This is a genomic window from Methanopyrus sp. KOL6, assembly GCF_002201915.1.
Classification (GTDB): Archaea; JAADCQ01; Methanopyri; order Methanopyrales; family Methanopyraceae; genus Methanopyrus.
Window position 1 is genome coordinate 1,144,159 of sequence record NZ_CP019470.1, and the last position, 18,108, is coordinate 1,162,266.

18 protein-coding genes are annotated in these 18,108 nt (G+C 58.8%); 10 read left to right on the forward strand and 8 right to left on the reverse strand.

Going from position 1 to position 18,108, the window contains the following annotated elements; translation table 11 throughout:
- Positions 1-70: 70 nt before the first annotated feature.
- Positions 71-1,150 (forward strand): histone deacetylase, encoded by a 1,080-nt coding sequence (locus BW919_RS06260; RefSeq protein ID WP_232452869.1) that lies wholly within the window; start codon positions 71-73, stop codon positions 1,148-1,150.
- Between the two features lie 469 nt (positions 1,151-1,619).
- On the opposite strand, the gene BW919_RS06265 is transcribed toward BW919_RS06260, so the two are convergent.
- On the reverse strand, positions 1,620-3,776 hold the full coding sequence (locus BW919_RS06265) for a hydrophobe/amphiphile efflux-3 (HAE3) family transporter (RefSeq protein ID WP_088336164.1): 2,157 nt from the start codon (positions 3,774-3,776) through the stop codon (positions 1,620-1,622).
- A gap of 285 nt (positions 3,777-4,061) precedes the next feature.
- Between BW919_RS06265 and BW919_RS06270 the strand changes: the two genes are divergently transcribed.
- A complete protein-coding gene (locus tag BW919_RS06270) occupies positions 4,062-4,763 on the forward strand; it encodes a hypothetical protein (protein WP_088336165.1) in 702 nt (233 codons plus the stop codon).
- Between the two features lie 3 nt (positions 4,764-4,766).
- On the forward strand, positions 4,767-5,735 hold the full coding sequence (locus BW919_RS06275) for a radical SAM protein (RefSeq protein ID WP_088336166.1): 969 nt from the start codon (positions 4,767-4,769) through the stop codon (positions 5,733-5,735).
- Here BW919_RS06275 and BW919_RS06280 read toward each other — a convergent pair.
- On the reverse strand, positions 5,726-6,127 hold the full coding sequence (locus BW919_RS06280) for a hypothetical protein (RefSeq protein WP_088336167.1): 402 nt from the start codon (positions 6,125-6,127) through the stop codon (positions 5,726-5,728). The genes BW919_RS06275 and BW919_RS06280 overlap by 10 nt on opposite strands.
- 67 nt (positions 6,128-6,194) lie before the next feature.
- On the opposite strand from BW919_RS06280, the gene BW919_RS06285 reads away from it, so the two are divergent.
- The 7 genes from BW919_RS06285 to BW919_RS06315 all read left to right on the forward strand — a co-directional run bounded on the left by BW919_RS06285 (position 6,195) and on the right by BW919_RS06315 (position 12,397).
- Entirely contained in the window at positions 6,195-6,761 is a 567-nt protein-coding gene (locus BW919_RS06285) for an adenylate kinase family protein (RefSeq protein ID WP_232452972.1), read from the forward strand.
- A 12-nt stretch (positions 6,762-6,773) separates the two neighbouring features.
- Positions 6,774-7,718: a DapH/DapD/GlmU-related protein gene (locus tag BW919_RS08120; protein ID WP_088336169.1), complete on the forward strand. Its 945-nt coding sequence runs from the start codon at positions 6,774-6,776 to the stop codon at positions 7,716-7,718.
- A gap of 31 nt (positions 7,719-7,749) precedes the next feature.
- Positions 7,750-8,385, forward strand: a complete 636-nt coding sequence (gene pdxT, locus BW919_RS06295) for a pyridoxal 5'-phosphate synthase glutaminase subunit PdxT (protein ID WP_343224380.1) — start codon at positions 7,750-7,752, stop codon at positions 8,383-8,385.
- Between the two features lie 12 nt (positions 8,386-8,397).
- Complete coding sequence (locus BW919_RS06300) at positions 8,398-9,339, forward strand: class II glutamine amidotransferase (RefSeq protein ID WP_198324588.1); 942 nt, start codon at positions 8,398-8,400, stop codon at positions 9,337-9,339.
- Entirely contained in the window at positions 9,336-10,028 is a 693-nt protein-coding gene (locus BW919_RS06305) for a GXGXG domain-containing protein (protein WP_088336171.1), read from the forward strand. The genes BW919_RS06300 and BW919_RS06305 overlap by 4 nt, the downstream gene beginning before the upstream one ends.
- 6 nt (positions 10,029-10,034) lie before the next feature.
- Entirely contained in the window at positions 10,035-10,754 is a 720-nt protein-coding gene (locus BW919_RS06310) for a 7-cyano-7-deazaguanine synthase (protein WP_088336172.1), read from the forward strand.
- A gap of 431 nt (positions 10,755-11,185) precedes the next feature.
- Entirely contained in the window at positions 11,186-12,397 is a 1,212-nt protein-coding gene (locus tag BW919_RS06315; RefSeq protein WP_257789236.1) for a class I SAM-dependent rRNA methyltransferase, read from the forward strand.
- On the opposite strand, the gene BW919_RS06320 is transcribed toward BW919_RS06315, so the two are convergent.
- Genes BW919_RS06320 through BW919_RS06345 form a run of 6 tightly spaced genes read right to left on the reverse strand, consistent with a single transcriptional unit; the run spans position 12,394 to position 18,106 of the window.
- Positions 12,394-13,812, reverse strand: a complete 1,419-nt coding sequence (locus BW919_RS06320) for a glycosyltransferase family 87 protein (RefSeq protein WP_088336174.1) — start codon at positions 13,810-13,812, stop codon at positions 12,394-12,396. The two genes, BW919_RS06315 and BW919_RS06320, sit on opposite strands and share 4 nt — an antisense overlap.
- Positions 13,813-13,825: 13 nt before the next feature.
- Positions 13,826-14,779 (reverse strand): malate dehydrogenase, encoded by a 954-nt coding sequence (locus BW919_RS06325; protein WP_088336175.1) that lies wholly within the window; start codon positions 14,777-14,779, stop codon positions 13,826-13,828.
- Positions 14,780-14,786: 7 nt separating this feature from the next.
- Positions 14,787-15,725 (reverse strand): ornithine carbamoyltransferase, encoded by a 939-nt coding sequence (gene argF / locus BW919_RS06330; RefSeq protein WP_198324589.1) that lies wholly within the window; start codon positions 15,723-15,725, stop codon positions 14,787-14,789.
- On the reverse strand, positions 15,725-17,071 hold the full coding sequence (gene purD, locus BW919_RS06335) for a phosphoribosylamine--glycine ligase (protein ID WP_343224397.1): 1,347 nt from the start codon (positions 17,069-17,071) through the stop codon (positions 15,725-15,727). The genes argF and purD overlap by 1 nt, the downstream gene beginning before the upstream one ends.
- Entirely contained in the window at positions 17,049-17,594 is a 546-nt protein-coding gene (pyrE, locus tag BW919_RS06340; RefSeq protein ID WP_232452974.1) for an orotate phosphoribosyltransferase, read from the reverse strand. The genes purD and pyrE overlap by 23 nt, the downstream gene beginning before the upstream one ends.
- Positions 17,594-18,106: a CDP-2,3-bis-(O-geranylgeranyl)-sn-glycerol synthase gene (locus tag BW919_RS06345; RefSeq protein WP_088336178.1), complete on the reverse strand. Its 513-nt coding sequence runs from the start codon at positions 18,104-18,106 to the stop codon at positions 17,594-17,596. The genes pyrE and BW919_RS06345 overlap by 1 nt, the downstream gene beginning before the upstream one ends.
- Between the last annotated feature and the right edge of the window lie 2 nt (positions 18,107-18,108).

Sequence of the window (18,108 nt, forward strand, 5' to 3'; positions counted from 1 at the left end):
CTACCAGCCGGTCTCTCCCGCCTGCTCCTCATAGCCCCCGGGATTACCTGACGTTGGGTGGTGATACACCTTGTGGGAGGCTGAGAGGACGCTGGCCTTAGTATACCATGAGGATTACCTACGGCACGAACAGTATCCCACGCACCCGGAGCGTCGTGAACGTCTCTCCTACACGGTGGACAGGTTCTGGGAGGAGGGATTGTTCGAGATCGAGGGGGTCGATCTCGTCGAGCCCGAGCCCGTCGATCGCGAAGTGATCGAACTCGTCCACGATCCCGAGCACGTGGAGTTAATCAGACGGATGAGCGAATCCGGTGGTGGTACGATCGATCCGGATACCGCCGTCGCTCCGGAGACTTACGATCAGGCTCTGCTAGCGGCCGGAGGCTCCGTTCTCGCCGTCGAGCTAGTTATGCGGAAGGAGTACGACACGGCTTTCGCGATGGTCCGACCGCCGGGTCATCATGCCGGCCGCGCCAAGGCCGCAGGTTTCTGCTACTTCAACAACGCGGCGATCGCTGCAGAGTACGCGATACGCGAACTGGGCGCGGATTCTGTCGCCATCCTGGATTGGGACGCCCACCACGGTGACGGGACTCAGGAGATCTTCTACGACCGTGATGACGTGCTCTACGTCTCGATACACCAGGACGGGCGTACCCTATATCCCGGCACGGGCTTCCCGTACGAGGCGGGTGATGGGCCAGGTGAGGGGTACACCGTGAATATCCCAGTGCTCCCACGTTCCGGTGATCGGACGTACTGTGAAGCCTTCCAACGGATTGTGGAGCCCGTGGTGTGGGAGTTCGACCCCGATCTGATCCTGATCTCTGCGGGTCAGGACTGCCACTTCACGGACCCGATCACGGACCTCGCGGTCACGGCCGAGGGATATCGGTGGATGATGGAACGGGCGACCGAGCTCGCGGAAGACCTTGGGGCTTTGGGACCAGTCGCCGTACTGGAAGGGGGTTACTCCGTCGAGGACGGGCTCCCGTACACTAACTTGGGCGTCGTGTGTGGTATGTCGGGTGTCCCAGCCGATCTGCGGGAGCCTATTGATCCACCGGAGGAGAACCCGAGGGGGCTAGAGAGGATTCGAAAGGTAGCCCGTGAGTACTCCAGGTACTGGACTTCCGTGAAGGCGTGAAACCTTCGGGTGGTTTCTAGGACTTATGTCAGGCGATATAACTCGAGCGTAGCTCAGCTACAACCGGTGATGTCCGGCAGTTCGTAGTCGATCTCACGCGGTAACTCGCGCCGGCGCCGACGCTTACTCCGACGCTTCTTCGCCACATTTATTACCCCCCTCAGGCGATGAGGACCGGTAGATAGGGTGAGTGGATGACCGGGACCGCCGTTGCCGAGCCAGGTCCTGGAAGTTAAGGTTGATACTCGTAAGTCCTTTAACCACCCTTCTTCGAAAATCCAAGCGAACCGAATCGATCGGAGCTAGGATTTCGGATCGTTCCTAGGACGACGGCTAGATACGGCACATCGACGCTCGTTCCGGACGTTTACTTGCCCGGCTTGATCTTGAGGTCCCTATTCATCCCTGCGGTTCTGGGTAGGGCGTAGCTTGAGTGGGGTGGAGGGTCGAGCGCCGGGGATGCTGACGGTCAATGGACTTCACCGCTCCGACTGAACATGCGGCTGATTACCACGTACATCGCCGGGAAACCTATAATCACCAGGGTCAGCGTCGAAAGTACTCCTATCCCTTGATAGAGGCCCATGTTCCTCATGATGCCCGTGTGGGATAGTAGCAACGAGAGGAAACCGATCGCCGAGGTCAGTCCGCTGAACAGTACACCGGGTCCTGCTCGCTCCATCGTACGGGTCCAAGCTTCCTCGACTCCGTGCTTCTTTCGCTCTTCCCTGTAACGTGAGGCCATGAACACACAGTAATCCATCCCGATACCAAGGAGTATACACATCGTGGTTTGCATGGCCAGGAACGACGGCACTATCCGCAGTATGCCACCCAGGAGTCCGATGGCCCACAGGATGCCCGAGCCGATGGCGACGAGTCCGAAAACCGGCGGTATCGGGCTTCGAAGAGCGATCGTCGGTATCGCCAATACGCCGATCGCCGACGCGATGGTGGACCGACGCATATCCTCGTTCACCTGTGCGTACATCTCAGCGAACGCCACCGGGAGACCCGTGGCCCCTACCTTCACGCCCTCGGGTGGGTGTTCGTGCCGAACCACGTCCATAATCTTCCGGCCTTGTACCTTCGGGTCCCCTGGTTTCAGTTGTACCTGAATCACCGCGACTTTTCCGTCCCCAGAAATAACCCCTTCCTCCATGTCCTTAACTTTCGGTTCGAGGGATGATCGGACCGGCGCCGGCAGACGCTCTACGGTCTTCTCCATCCAGATCACGTCGGGGGCCCCGAACACGCGGGCGACCACGCCGGTGCTCTTCGCGTCTCGCTCCAACTTCTCCATGAAGCGGACCACCTTAGGGTTCCGGATGTCCCGCGCTTCCACGACGATCGTGGCGAAGTGATGGCTCACGTCCATGTGCTTCTCGAGCATATCCCGAGCTTTCAGGGACGGTAAATCGTGTCCTAGGAACTTCTCGATGTTGACTTCCGGCTTCACTCCGGCTGCTCCGTACCCGAGCAGGCCCGTGATGGCGAGCAGCGCGGCGATCGCCGGGAGCGGATACTTAACTGGCACCGAGAGTGCCTTCCATCCCTCCTCCTTCTCGGAGTTCCTCCCCCCGATCGGTACCGACTGAAGTAAGCTCGGTAGGACGAGCAGTGTCAGCGCGACGGCCGTGAGAATACCGGCTACGATACCGAACCCTATCTCCGATACCATCCTGAACTCCGACAGGGTCAAGGCGGCGAAACCCGCGGACGCCGTGAGACCTGTGATCAGCACAGCTCGACCCGCGCGTCGAACCGCCGTAAGAATGGCTTCACTCTTAGCGCGTCCCTTGATATCGTACTCCTCATGGAAGCGTGTCAGCGTAAATATCACGTAGTCTATACCGACACCGAGCATCAGTACCACGGTCAGCAGAACCGTCGCGTAGAACGGGGAGAACCCCATCCAGTACATGATCCCTAGAACCCATGCCACGGCGGATAGGATGATCGTGAGTCCAAGGATCGGAGCCCACCATCGTCGGAAGTCAACGTACAGAACTGCGGCAACGGCGGCGGATACGAGGGCGGTCACCTCGACTACATCCTTTAGGAAACTTCGATAGAAGTCGTAGTTGATGGCAGGAGAACCCGTGACGTCGGCGAACTTGACGGACTTCGGTTTGCCGCGCCCGAGTGATCGTCGAACGTCTGGCACGACCTTACGGTAGTCCGCGTCCGACTTCAGTCCCACTCTGATAATAGCGATCTTGCGGTCTTTGCTGACGAACATCTCCTTCGACCGTTCCATCTCCGATATCAGAGGTCGAAGACCCTGAATGTTGACGGTGGTCGTGAAGTTCGTCGAGCTCTCCCGGAGAACGTCCGGAGCTCCTCTGACGTACTCGACGTAAGGCTTGGAGCGCAACCTGTTCTCTACACAGCGCATGTAATCGAGGACTGGTTTTCGGGTGACGTCGTCTGCTTCGACGACGATCAGCAGTGTCTTCGTTGAAGTACCAAGCTCACGCTCCACAACGTGCTGCCATTTCATGGACTCGAACCGATCCGGTAAGTACTTCGTTTGATCTACCTCCACGTTCAGGTGGAGCGCTCCGTACGCCATGACGGCAGTCAGAGCCAGGAAGGACAGTATTATCGTTGTCCTGAATCTCAAGTTGACGACCCTCGAGCCGGGAGACCATACCGTGCTTTCATCCCTTCACCCAGTCACCTCGGATGCATCGAGGTTAGTTACGGGTTCCGTGACGATTCGACTGAGGGGGGACGACCGTTACGCGTCGTAACGTACCTCGGTACCTATCCCACGGAGCCACAGTCTCGAGTCCATCTTCAATGTGGTAGTCCCCTTTCCCTACGCAGTCACTCGGATTGCGGTTGGTGTGCGCGTCCCGCGTCTCTCAAGATGATCTCAGACTAAGCCTTCTTAGGGGAGGATCGGTTGTCTCTCGTAGCGGCCAGAAATCCCAAAGATCCACAGAAATTGGGATCCTTCAAGGTGCGTCGGTGCGCAGCCTGCGGGCGGTTGATGCGGATAGAGCTGTCGGAGTGCAACTGCGTCCGCTGCAACGACCTCCGCGGTGAATCCCTGGAGGAAGGTCCTTACGTCGAGAACTCGGGTCCGTACTGCGATCGGTGCCGAGGCAAGGTCGAACCCACGAGCCGGTTGTCGGAGGTAGCCGTCGCGGTGTGTTTCCTCACGGATCGCAGGAACCACGATGTCCTGTACCGGGTGGCGAGTGCACTGACCGAGGTGGTCCAGAGACTCCGGGAAGAACGTCGGTTCGTGGCGGTGGGGACACCAGTCGACGATCTGTACTTCAACCTCCGTTGCGGGATGGAAGCCGGGATCGACTTCGGAATCCGTGCGCAGATGTCCTCGATTTTCACGCATATGGAGCCCGAGTACCTCGTGATCGCCCACAATCCCGTGCGTAAGCTGCGAGGTCGGCCACGGGAGCGCTTCAGGTACACACTCGAGAGTAACATCGAGGAGCTACGTCGCGTGATCGTCCTCGAAGACGTCGTCCGTAATACCGACTTTAAGTCCGTATACCGGGACCTGGGTCGGGAGTACCCGGGCGTGTTCGTTTTCGTGAGCTCCGAGTGGGTGGAAAAGCTCGTGAACGAACTCCGGAAGTAGGGGGTGATCCCGACGCTTACCGGTCGCACGGACAACCCGGACCGGTTGATACGCGGTCTGGTGGAACTGGGTTGGACCGTCCGCGAGGAGGGTGACCGACTGATCGCGATCTCACCCGCGGGTCAGCAGGTGGAGGCGAATCGGGAGACCGGTGAACTCAGGATCACAGGACGGGGAGAGGGAACGGCGGCCCGGGCCCTCGTCAAGTTAGCGGTCAAGCTCGGAGCCGAGGTCGAGCTCGAGGGACTAACCTTCGAAGACCGGCGCCCCTTAGTGTACGGCCCGGTACCCTCGCGCAGGCTCGGCACATCTCTGGGCATCGACCTACCGCGTGGAGTGTGCACGCATGACTGTGAATACTGCAGTGTTGGGGTCTCGAGGCGCGTTTCACCTCACAAGCGGTTTACGGTAGACCCGATCACGGTCAGGGAGGAGTTGTCCGAGACACTGCGGCGCTGCGACCCTGATGCTGTTACCTTCGCCGGAGTGGGTGAGCCGACGCTCTGCGCGAACCTTCGGGAGATAGCCGAGGAGATCCGCCCGCTCGTGGAAGGTGTCGGGGCGGAGATGGTGCTTTTGACCAACTCAACTTGGGTTTCGGAGTGCGCGGACGTAGTGGACGTGGCCGTGGCTAGCCTCGATTGCGCCCGTGAGGACCTGTACCGGACGATCAACCGACCGCATCCGAACATGTCGTTGGAAGACCTAGTGGAGGAGCTGGGCCGGTGCGACCCCGGAGACGTGGTGGTCGAAGTGTTGCTATGTCGAGTAGGAAGGGTGACGAACGCTGACCCGGACCACCTGAAGGAGCTGGCGGGTCTACTCGGTTCCATCGGTCTCGAAAGGGTACAGCTCAACACCGTGGCGAGACCTCCGGCGCGGGGTAGGGCGGAGCCGGTGAGTCGTGAAGAGTTGCTCTCGGCTCGTCGGACCTTGGAGTTGTGCGGACTCGACGTCTCGGTCTACGAATAACTCAGGACGCACCACACGACGGCGGTCGTGGGTAACGACGCGATCAGCGATGATACGAACACCGTTTTAGCCATGCTTTCGGAGCGCCCCAGCGCGTAGGAGAGGAACAGCATTACGGGAGGGGTGAAGACGAGCGCGAGCCCGGTCCACGCGGCGAGCTCCGGGCGTCGGGGCAGGGTGGATCCCACGGGTAGCGTGTACGCGGCCGCTACGCCGGTACACGGTGAGGCGAGCCCCAGGTAGAGACTCGCCCGCCTGGCGACAGCACGCGCCTCGCCCTCGGAGGTCACTCGGGATCGGAGGATGATCCTCAACCCGGGTAGACCGAGAAGCGCCAACGCCGGCACTAGCACTGGTAACCACTCCAGCACGCGTTCGGTTAACACCTGCATTCCGGGAACCCCCGTGATTTAATCCACCTTAATCGGTTACGTTAGTCCGGGGATGGTCCGATTGAAGGTGGCGATCACGGGAACACCGGGTGTCGGGAAAACGACGGTGTGTAGGGCACTCCGTGAACTCGAGTTCGACGTGGTTCACTTGAACAGGGTCGCGCGGGAAATGGGCGCGATACTGGAGGAGGACGAGCAACGCCAGGTTAAGGTGGTGGACGTTCATGCGCTTAGACGGTACGTGGAGGAGTGGGAACCCGAGTCCGATCCGGCGTTTGTGGAGTCCCATTACGCTCATTTAATGCCGACGGACCTCGTAGTCGTCCTCCGACTTCATCCCTCTGAGTTGGAGCGACGATTGAAGGACAGGGGTTATCCTCCCGAAAAGATAGCGGAGAATCTGGAGGCGGAGTTCGTCGGTGTATGCTACGGGGAGGCCGTGGAGGTGAGGTCCGAAGGGTGCCTCATCCGACCGCCAGAAGACGTAGTTCAAGTGGACGTCACGGGCTTGAGCCTCGCCGAGGCGGCCGATCGAATCCTCGAAGCAGTGAACTACCGTCGAGGTGACGACGTGGACTGGCTTTCAGACGAAGAGGCGCAACGGACCGTCGAGCGTTACCTCAAGTACCGTTAAGGGGGTAGGGACTTGCGCCGACGAGAGGTGTTGCGTCCGCTGAGAGAGGACGACAAATACCGCCATCCGGCGGTGTTGGACGAAGAGGTCAGAGTGATCGGGGACAACTTGGCCGACGTGACGGCTGAGATCGGTGCGTACGCCGAGATAGGTCCGTCGGTGGTAATCCGGAGGAAAGCCGCAATCTACGGGTTCTGTCGGGTGTTCGACTCGGACGTGGGTGAGCGAGTGAGCGTATCCCCATTCTCCGTTGTGCGCGCGGACGTTGGTAACGACGCGTTCATAGGCGACGGGTCCATGATAGGGGTGATCGGCGGGGATAGGGCTAGGTTGGGTTACGATTGTTTCGTCGGTATGAGGTGTGTTGTGTACGGCGGCGTGAAGGTGGGTGACGGAGCGATCGTAGGGGCGGGATCGGTCGTTGAAGAAGATGTTGAACCTTATACGGTCGTGATGGGGCGACCGGCCGAGTACGCTGGTGATACAGTCAGGATAAGCGCCAACACGTTCGTGGGCGGCGAGGAGACGTTGGCGGAGGTTCGAATGGTCACGAGAGGTTACGACACGGGTTGGGAGACGTTGGGGTGTACGGAGAGTCGCGGTGTGAACCTGACGGTCGTAACCTTCGACCGTGAAGTGTGGGAGAGGCTGATGGGACTGCTCGGGAGGTTCCGTGGCGAGGTGGACCACGGAACGTTTCGGTTCGAAAGTGCGGAGTACTTCGGGATCGCGGCGTCGTCTGAACGACCACCTCGTCGAGTGGTGGATAAAATCCGTGAACTGCTACTAGAGCGGGCCGAGCGGTTGGTGGCATGCATCCTGGATTGCCCTAAGGGGTACGGTAGAGACGTGGTAGTTCGGAGCGGCCGAATCAGCGATGAACGGGTGGCCGGTCCGTTACGCGCCCGCGGATCTAGGTACTACCGGCGCACCGAGGTGGGCTTACGTACCGTTTGAACCCGTGGCCGGTGCGTATTATATCTCCTCGATGTCGGACACCTGGGGGTCGTCTGATTTGAAGATAGCCGTCGTTGCCGTTCAGGGAGGCGTAGAAGAGCACGAATCGATCCTGAAGGCGGCCGGTGAGCGAGTCGGCGAAGACGTCGATGTGGTGTGGGCGAGGTACCCTGAAGATCTCGAGGACGTGGATGCCGTCGTGATTCCAGGAGGAGAGAGCACTACGATAGGACGTCTGATGGAGCGGCACGACCTGGTTAAGCCGCTGCTGGAGCTGTCGGAGTCGGATACTCCCATCTTAGGGACCTGCTCGGGGATGGTCCTCCTCGCGCGTGAGGTCGTTCCGCAAGCTCATCCAGGGGCTGAGGTGGAGATCGAGCAGCCTTTACTAGGTTTGATGGACGTTCGGGTGATCCGGAACGCGTTCGGCCGTCAGCGTGAATCGTTCGAAGCGGATGTCGAGATCGAGGGGTTCGAGGACAGGTTCCGTGCTGTCTTCATCCGGGCCCCCGCCGTGGACGAAGTTCTGTCCGACGACGTGAAAGTACTCGCGGAGTACGGGGATCACATCGTGGCAGTGGAGCAGGATCACCTGCTCGCCACAGCTTTCCACCCGGAGCTCACCGACGATCCGCGTCTTCACGCTTACTTCCTGGAGAAGGTGTGAGGGGAACTGACCTTGGCGTGCGGCATCGCCGGTATCGTGCTGCCCGAGCCGGGGCCCGTCGGCGCTATCCTTACGGAGATGCTGGACGCGCTGCAGCACCGGGGTCCCGACTCGGCAGGTTACGGTCTGTATTTAGACGTCGACACGGCGGTTTTCGTCCTCGAGCTGCCGGCCGAAGACGGGGAAATGGAGATACTAGGTGAGGTCGAGCGAGCGCTGGAAGGGCGTCAACTGAAACGAGTAGAGCGGATCGCCGAAGACACGAGTACACGGGTGTACCGACTGTTCGTGGAGGGATTCTCGACGGGACGACAGGGTCAGCGAGAGCTGGCGGAGGTAGTGGAGAGGATCGAGAACTCGGATATCACCGTATTGAGCGCGGGTCACGGCTTCGAGATCCTGAAGGACGTGGGTACGGCAGCAGAAGTCTCGGAGCAGTACGGGGTCGAGGCGATCGAAGGTACCCATGGGATCGGACATGTGAGGTTCTCGACGGAATCGGAGGTCGATAGATATCACGCTCACCCGTTTCAAAGTCACATGGTACCTAACATGGCAGTGGTTCATAATGGTCAAATCACCAACTACTACACGATCAGAGAGCAACTCGAAATTAAAGGATACCAGTTTAAGACCAACAACGACTCGGAATGCATAGTGGTGTACGTAGCGGACAAGTTGCGGGATGGGTACTCGCTGGAGGAGGCGATGGAGGAGGCCATTCGTGACCTCGACGGGCCGTTCTGCTTTATTATCAGCACTCCGAACGCGATCGCGGTTGCGAGGGATCCGCTGGGGCTCCGTCCCGGTGTGATCGGATTCGGTAAGGACGGGGCCGTCGCCGTCGCCTCGGAGGAGGTCGCGCTGCGTCGGATCTTCGGCGACGAGCTCGAAGGTATCGAGCAGATCGAACCGGGCGAGTACGAGGTGTTCGAGGTGGGTGGCCGGAGTTGAAGGAGAAAATTATCGACTGTCGCGACAAGGAACCCCGAGACATCAACAGTGCGCTGAAAACCTACGCTCGAGAGTACGACCGGATCGTGCTCGAGAACCCCGGCGCCAAGCACTACATCGCGGCCGGACTGACCGAGGAGGTCGAGGTGATCATCAAAGGAAGTGTCGGCTATTACGTGGGCACGATGATCCACGGGCCGCGGATCCTCGTCGAGGGGAACGCGGGTTGGTACCCGGGCGATAACGTCACGAAGGGAGAGATCGTGATCGAGGGTCACGCGGGTGACGGAGTAGGTCAAGGAATGTACGGTGGTACCGTCGTCGTCCGTGGCGACGCAGGTTCACGAGTTGGTCAGATAATGAAGAACGGGACGGTGATCGTGGGCGGCGATGTGGAGATCATGATAGGCATGTACATGATGGGCGGAACGATCATCGTACTGGGCGACGCCGGTACGTACACCGGAGAGAGCATGCTCCGCGGCGAGATCTACGTGTTGGGCGAGGTCGAGGGTCTGGGTAAGAACGCCGAAGCCGTCGATCCCGACGGCGAGGATATCGATCGCGTCTGGGAGCTCGTCCGCGCGTACGACTTCGACGTGACCCGTGACGACTTAAAAGCGTTGACGAAGATAGTACCCAGGTCGAAGCGCCCGTTCTACGGCCCCGAAGAGATGGAGGAGGGGTAAGAACCCGTGGCCACGACCGTTGTGTTGTGTAGCGGCGGGCTGGACTCCTCGGTTATCGCCAAGTGGGCGGCAGAGGAGCTTGGAGGGCGCGTGATATGTCTTTTCGTTGACTACGGGCAGCGGAACGCACCCTTCGAGCGGAAGGCTGCGGAACGTATAGCCAAGGCGGTGGGGGCTGAGTTCGAAACTGTCGGCACGTTCTGGCTGAGGCGCCTCTGCCCGGATAACCCAATGTTCGCCGGTGGACTGCCGCGTGAGGCCGGGACCGAAGACCTCTCGGCGAACTGGCTTCCGGCGAGGAACTGGAACCTCCTGGGGATCGCGGCAGCGCTCTGTGACCATCTGTACCTCAAGGGGGAAGACGACGAGTTCCACATCGTTTGGGGTATCAACGCTGAGGAGGCTGAACGATTTCCGGACAACACCAAGGAGTTCGCCGATGCTGTAGCCGAGGCGCTGAAGCGTGGACTGCCATCGCGGCCGCGGCTCCACAGTCCGTTGGCCGAGTTGTACAAGCCAGGTATAGTGCGTCTGGGCTCGGAGCTCGGTGCCCCTATGGACCTCTCCGTAAGTTGCTACAACCCGATCTGGGAGGACGACACGCCGGTGCACTGCGGAGAGTGTGAGGCGTGTTACCACCGTAAGCGGGCTTTCGAGAGGGCTGGGATCGAAGATCCCACAGAGTATTCTGGAGTGACCTCGCCTCCCTCGAGACCATCGCCCTGATCGTGGCGATCCACATCGGCTACTGGACCGCCATCGCCTATGGGCTCGCTCACGGCCTTCCCGACCCTGTTTATCGTGGTACCTGGCACGGTGCCGGTTGGACTGTGCCGATTCGTGCGCAACCCCCGGCTGAATACGTCCGGTAAGCGCGCCGAGCAGCTAGTACGACGATACGACCCGTACCTGGGCGTGCTGGTTTTCGGATCTTACATCACAACAACACTAGACACGATGGCGGTCGCGGGACTCGGTGGTGACCGGCGAGCCCACTCTCGGTCTTGATTCCATGCTCTGATGGGATACAGGTTAGACCAACATGACGTTAAGGGCGCTACAGCCGTGGTTAAAGTGGGGAAGAACTCCTCCGACGGTTCGATACACGTCGAGGTGCTACGAAGGGGGGAGTAACCGTCAGACGAGACGTACCCTCCATAGTAGTCGACAAGCACGCTCGGGACGCGATTCGGTCGGGAGCCCTCTCGGTTTTCGCGCCGGCCGTTCGGAGAGTCAGGGGACGGTTCCGACCCGGTGATGTGGTGAAGATCGAAACCGCGACCGGCGACTTCCTGGGCTACGCCTTCGCCCAGACTTCGGACCGCGACGTGCGTAGGGGTCGGGCCCCGGGCATCGTGGCTAGGATCTTCGATCGGAAGGGAGAGTATCCAGAACGCTCACCGGACGAGATCGTGCTGGAGCGTATCGAGAGTAGATATCGGTTCAGGAAGCAGTGGAAGATCGACGTGCATAGGAACCACATGAGAGTGGTGTTCTCGGAAGCCGACGATGTTCCCGGCCTCATCCTGGACAAGTTCAACGACATCGCAGTGTTTCAAACCACGTGCCCGGCCATCGAGAGGATTATCCTGAGGAACGCAGCCGAACTGCTGGAGGTATTGGATGTGGACACGCTCTACGAGAAGAACGATTCGAGAAAGCGGCGACAATTGGGTATGGGGGTGCGAAAGAGAGTGGTGTCCGGAGAGGAGCGGGTCGAGACCGTCGTGGAAGAGTACGGGGTGCGCTTCGCGGTCAACGTCGAGGAGGGTCAGAAGACGGGGTTCTACATCGACCAGGTGGAGAACCGCGCGAAGGTGCAGGAGCTGGTGGATGGAGGCAGGGTCCTCGACACCTTCACGTACGTGGGTGGGTTCGCGATTCACGCTGCGGTAGGTGGCGCTGAGGAGGTAATAGGTATCGACAAGTTTGACAGGGTAGTCCAGGCCGCGTACCGTAACGCCGATATCAACGATGTCCGGGACCGCGTGAAGTTCCTCGTAGGGGACGCGTTCGCCCTGCTCGAGAAATTCGAGCGGCGTGGGGAGAAGTTCGACGTCGTGGTCTTGGATCCGCCAGCGTTCGTCACGTCCAAGGAGCACCTGAACAAAGGACGTAGGGCGTACTTCGACGTGAATTATAAGGCCTTGGGGTTGGTCCGGGACGGTGGCCTCTTCGTGACCTGCTCGTGCAGCCACTTCTTGGAACCCTCCGACTTCGTGAGACTGGTTAACGAGGCGGCGGCCCGGCGAGGTGTGAAGCTCAGGATGCTCGGTCCGCTGCGAGGCCAACCCCCATGCCATCCGATAGTGCCAGGGAACCCCGACACCAGGTACCTTAAGGCAATGTTCTGTGTAGTAGAGCACTAGCCGATCGGTAGTGCGATGTAGAGCGCGAAGATGTATGCGGGCAAAGTGAACACGAGGAGCATCGGGTGGATAGCCCAATCGTGGGGACGCTCGTCGGCTGGTTTCGGATCTTTCATCCACCTCAGTAGATCTAATAGCGTCTTCGTAACCACGAGTGTATATGCAATGACTAATACTAGTTCCACTTGATGCATATGATAGTACCATAATCGCATGAAATTGGGTGCGACTAGATACAGCTGGCGAGCCTTCTCTACAGCTAATGGTGTGGAAAAGTTCAGTAATTGAAGCGCATGGTACCATCGCACATCTTCAGGTACGAATACGGGAGCGTTACATACAGCGGCAGGAAGTCTGCTAAGTGCGAGGAGGAACGGGGCGACGTTGAGGAACCCGACACGCCATGATGGCAGTAACCAGACGGCGAATGGGAACACCCATAAGTAGATCCAGGAGATGTAGTAAGGGTTTCCTACTTTGGTAGTTAGGGCAAACCATAACATGAATAGAGCCGCAGAACCCCAAATAGAGTATTTTAAGTTAGATATCCTAATGGATTCTCGTAGGATTTCATGACGTTTCCAAAGCCACAAAGCTAGGGTTATAAACCCGAGAATTATAAGTGGCCCTGATAGCTTCCCTATGGTGAAGTGGTAGGGGTACACGTGCCATCTAGTTAGGAGTAATGGAATGTTTAGAGGAGTGAGGTCTTGAGGAAGTCTAAGCATATGAAACAGAAATGCCTGTTTCCAAAAGGCTTCCGGATCGTATAATATAAAGGGTGACCAAAGTAATGCAGTGGTGATTGAGGAAGTTAATAAAAATATCCTTGCTGGGTGTGAACCGTACTTTTCTTTGAGAATTAGAGTGAATGGAATCACGAGTATTCCAGGTACATACTTGAAACTAGAAGCTAAAGCTAATGATACTCCAGCGGCGATGGGTCGACCACGGTGTATGCATATAGCAGTAAGTGCTAGGAAAAACGCGATAATAGTATCGAACTGGTAGCCCCACACGACCACGCCCATAGGTACTGATATGATTCCCCACTGAGCTATCGGCCACTCGAACTCCCGAATTATTACCAGACATATAAGCAAGTAGAATATGACTAAAAATACCTTAAGAGAAAATTGGAACGTCCATGGGTTAGAGTCTAAACCTAAGTTATGGATAAGATCGCGCGTGATTACGTAGAAGACTACGGCCATCGGTGGGTAGTGTACTTTCTCGCACTCCGGGTATACGTGTAGGAGGCCTTTAGACGTCGCGACGCGGTACCACTCCTCGAAATAGTGGACGTCGTACCAGTTCATCATCACTGGGGAGGATATCAGGAGGAAGACCGTCACAAGGAGTGAAACCGCTACCGCTAGGTACCGCTCGTGCCGCTCGTCACGGATTCGAAACAACTTCCGCCCTCCTTTATCCTTCCGAAATCGTTTCCATCGCTTCTTTCGTGGCCTCCTTGACGACTTTAACCGACCGTCTGAACGCTTCCATCTCGTCCTCTTCGAGCTCTATCGGTACTATCTCTAGGACACCCTCCCGGCCTAGTCTGGCTGGGACCCCGATGCAGACGTCGCGAATGCCGTCGATCTCCCCATCCAGGTACGCGGAGACCGTCAGCACGCGGCGTTCGTCTTGCAGTATCGTCCGGACGAGGTTGGTGATCGCCTGTGCCGGCCCGAACTGTGATCCTCCCCAGGTCTCGATGATGCGCTGACCAGACTCCTTCACCTCTCTCACGGCCTCTTCCACATCGAAATCCTCCCACTCCGGCATCCTAGTGACCGGAATACCCCCGACACTCGTAGAACTGATTACCGGTACCATGGTGTCGCCGTGCTCACCGATTATGCGGGTGTGCACCTCACTCATATGCACGTTGAAGTGCTTGGCGATGAGGACTTTGAACCGCATAGAGTCAAGGTGAGTACCGAGGCCTATCACGCGATTCTTGGGTAGCCCGGAAACCTTCAGAGCTACATAAGTGAGCACGTCGACGGGGTTCGTAACCACGAGCACTATCGCTTCTGGATTCTCCTCTGCGACATTTTCCAGGTACTTCTTGATGATCGCGACGTTGTCCTTGGTGAGGTCGAGACGGGTCTGGCCGGGCTTCCTCGGGATTCCTGCCGTCATCACGATGACGTCCGCATCGACGTAGTCGTCGCGCTCGCACCCGATGATGATTTCGGCGTCTTTTTGTGCGGCCGCTAGCGAGTCCAGGATATCTCGCCGGAGTCCGCGCAGCTTATCTACGCTTTTAGGTCTAGCGATGAGGGCGACCTCGTTTACGCAGTCCAGTAACGCGAGGCGGGCGGCCGCGGTCGAACCGACACGTCCGGTCGCACCGATCACTGCCACTTTAGACACTGTTCAGTCACCCCATGAGGAGAGCCAGGATAGCCTTCTGCACGTGCAATCGGTTTTCGGCCTGGTCGTAGATAACGCTCCGCTCCGAGTCCGCCACGTCGTCCGTGAGCTCGTACCCACGTTGTATGGGCATACAGTGCATTACGATCGCGTGTTCGGGGGCGTATGACATCAGTTTCTCGTTGACCTGGTACGATCGGAATACAGACAATCGTTTCTCCCGTTCGTCTTCGTCGCCCATGCTCACCCAAACGTCGGTGTACACGACATCGGCCTCGCGTACGGCTTCCTTAGGATCTCTAACTACCCGAATCTCCGACCCCGACTCCTCGGCGCGACGCTCCGCTTCCCGCCAGACTCTGTCCGGACACTCATACCCTTCGGGCACTGCGTGCACGAAATCCCAACCCAAAGTGGCACACACGAGGGCCAAGGACGAACAGACGTTGTTCCCGTCTCCGACGAAGACCACCGTGTGGGGACCCCGACCGAGCTTCTCCCGGATCGTGAATGCGTCCGTAAGAGCTTGACATGGGTGTTCGAGATCACTCAGGCCGTTGATGACGGGTACTTCCGAGTACCTGGCGAACTCCTCGATATCTTCGTGGCGGTGCGCTCGGATCATGACTCCGTCTAAGTATCTGCTCAACACGGCCGCCGTGTCCTTGATAGCCTCGCCTCGACCCAACTGCAGCTCTTGTTTCGTGTACGTGAAGGACTGCCCGCCCAACTGATGCATGGCCACCTCGAAGGAGACACGGGTGCGGGTGGAAGGCTTCTCGAAGATTAGGCCGAGCGTCTTGCCTTTCAGTACCGGTATTACCCTCTCGCCCGCTAGGTAGCGCTCCTTGAACTGTTCGGCTACGCGGAGGACGGTCTCGACTTCCTCCTGATTTAAATCCATAATGGAGAGTAAGTGGTCGATGTTGAGGCGCTTCAACCTCACTACTCCCCACGGATTCGCTCCATACGGCGCACCCGCTTCTCGACGGTCTCACGCCTCCCGATGTCCGACCGGTGCCGAATCCTTTCCCCGCTCACGCACTCACGGATCGCACTCTCCGCGGCTTCTTCCGCCCGCTCGAGCTCATCACCTATACCCACGATCGCCAGGGCGCGGGAGGAGGTCATTCGGATCTTTCCGTCCTCGTCAAGGTTCACGGAGGCGTAGTATGGGATAGCGTCGTACCTATGGATGCACTCCTCGTCCACCTCGATGACGTCTCCCTCCCCTTCCGACGACTCCGGGTACCCCTCGGGTACGACGTACTTGCACACGGTGGCCTTCTCGAGGAACTCGACCTCTCCCTCCATCGATCCTTCTGCGATCGACGCGTGAAGTGTTACGATGTCGCCTTCGGCGATCGGGAGGATGTTCATGGCCTCGGGATCTCCGTACCGGCAGTTGAACTCGATGACGACGGGACCTTCTGAGGTCAGCATGAACTGCCCGTACAGGACCCCCCGGTACGGCTCACCGGTTTCCTCCTTGATCGCTTCGACAGCACGTTCCAGGATCTCGACGGAACGTTCGTAATCCTCCTTGGTCATGAACGGCAACAGACCGTCGGGACACGAGTACGAGCCCATTCCACCGGTGATAGGTCCCTTATCACCCTCGTACGCGTGTGGGTGATCCTGTACGGCCGGTGTGGGAATCACCTTTTCCCCGTCCGTGTAGGCCTGGATTGTGTACTCTTCACCCACGCACTTCTCCTCGATAATCACCTTGGGGATCCCGCCGATATCTTCCTCGAAGATCTCCCTCACGTATTCCTTCGCCTCGTCGAGGTTCTTCAGCTGGTCGCCGACTACCTTCACTCCCTTACCACCGGTTAGACCCGCCGGCTTGACGGCCACGGGTTTACCGAGCTCGTCGATGAAGTCGCAAGCTTCATCTGGATCCTCGAATATCCCGAACTCCGGACAGCCCGGGATGTCGTACTTCTCCATCAGCTCGCGCGCGAAGCCCTTATCCCACTCGATCCGAGCCGGACCCCGCTTCGGGCCGAACGTAGGGACACCTTCCTCCTCTAGGCGGTCTGCCACTCCCTCGGCCAGCGGGTCCTCCGGTCCCACCACTGCGAAGTCCACGTTCCAGTCCGCGGCGGCTCGAGCCACCGCTTCTACGTCGGTCGGATTTCCTACGATGTAGTCCTCGGCTAATCGGATGATGCCCGGGTTCCGGTTTCCCATGAACGCGTAAAGCTGTACGTCCTCGTCCGGAGCTCCGCAAAGCGCCTCTGCGATCGCATGTTCTCGGGCGCCACTACCCACGAGCAGTACTTTCAGCATCCCGCAGCCCCCGCAGGTCGTCGGCCGTCAGCACGCTCGAGAGCCTCACACCCCGCTCTTTAAGCGCTTCTTCCGCACCCTCCTGTCGATCAACCACGACGACGGCGTCCCGCACCTCTCCCCCCTCCTCCTCGATGGTTTCCAGAGCGTTCAATAGTGACCCCCCGGTCGTTGCGACGTCGTCGACGAGTACGACCTCCTGTCCCCTCACGTCCCCTATAATCTGCTCTCCGATTCCGTACTCCTTCTTCCGCTTCCGAACTATCGCCATGGGTAGTCCGGCCTTCACTGAGAGCACCGAAACCAGCGGAACCGCTCCGAGTTCCGGTCCAGCTAGTACATCTCCATCCGGTAGGACCTCGAGGAGGGCGTCCGTGAGCACGTCGAGAACTTTCGGGTGTGTGCAGGCCTCCTTGATATCCACGTAATAGTCGCTTCGCTTACCGGAGGAGAGCACGAAATCCCCGAACTTCAATGCCCCTACCTCCAACAACATCTCGGCGAGTTCCTCCCGATCCATCACCACGGCACCTCCTTCAGCTTCAGGAGGTATCCGATGACGTTGGTCAGCCAGTGGAGTGCCAGGGTCAGGATAGCCAGACTGACCAGTACCCAACCCGGTGGGTGCCACCCGTACAGCAGGTAGTACAGTAGCACCGCCCCAGCGAAGAAGTCGAGCTGATCGAGAACTGGAGCCGGTGCCCCGCGTTCGAGCCCGATCCTGCGCTTCACGAAGCTGCCTACCGCGTCGCCGACCATTGCACCGAGTCCTAGGATAAACCCATCACCGGCCTTCCAAGGATCCCCAACCACGAACCCCTCTCCGAGTCCCACTACAGCTCCCGCCAAGACACCCACGATAAAGCCACGGATCGTTACACCACCACCCAGCAGTCGGCGCCCGTCGGAAAGCTTTTTACCGAAATCGAGCGGTCTTCCGCCGCCGAAAAGACACGCGCTCAAGTTCGCGATGTACGCCGGTAGGATGAACCAGAGACCCTTTCCGAGTTCCAACCATGCCCCGCTTCCCATTT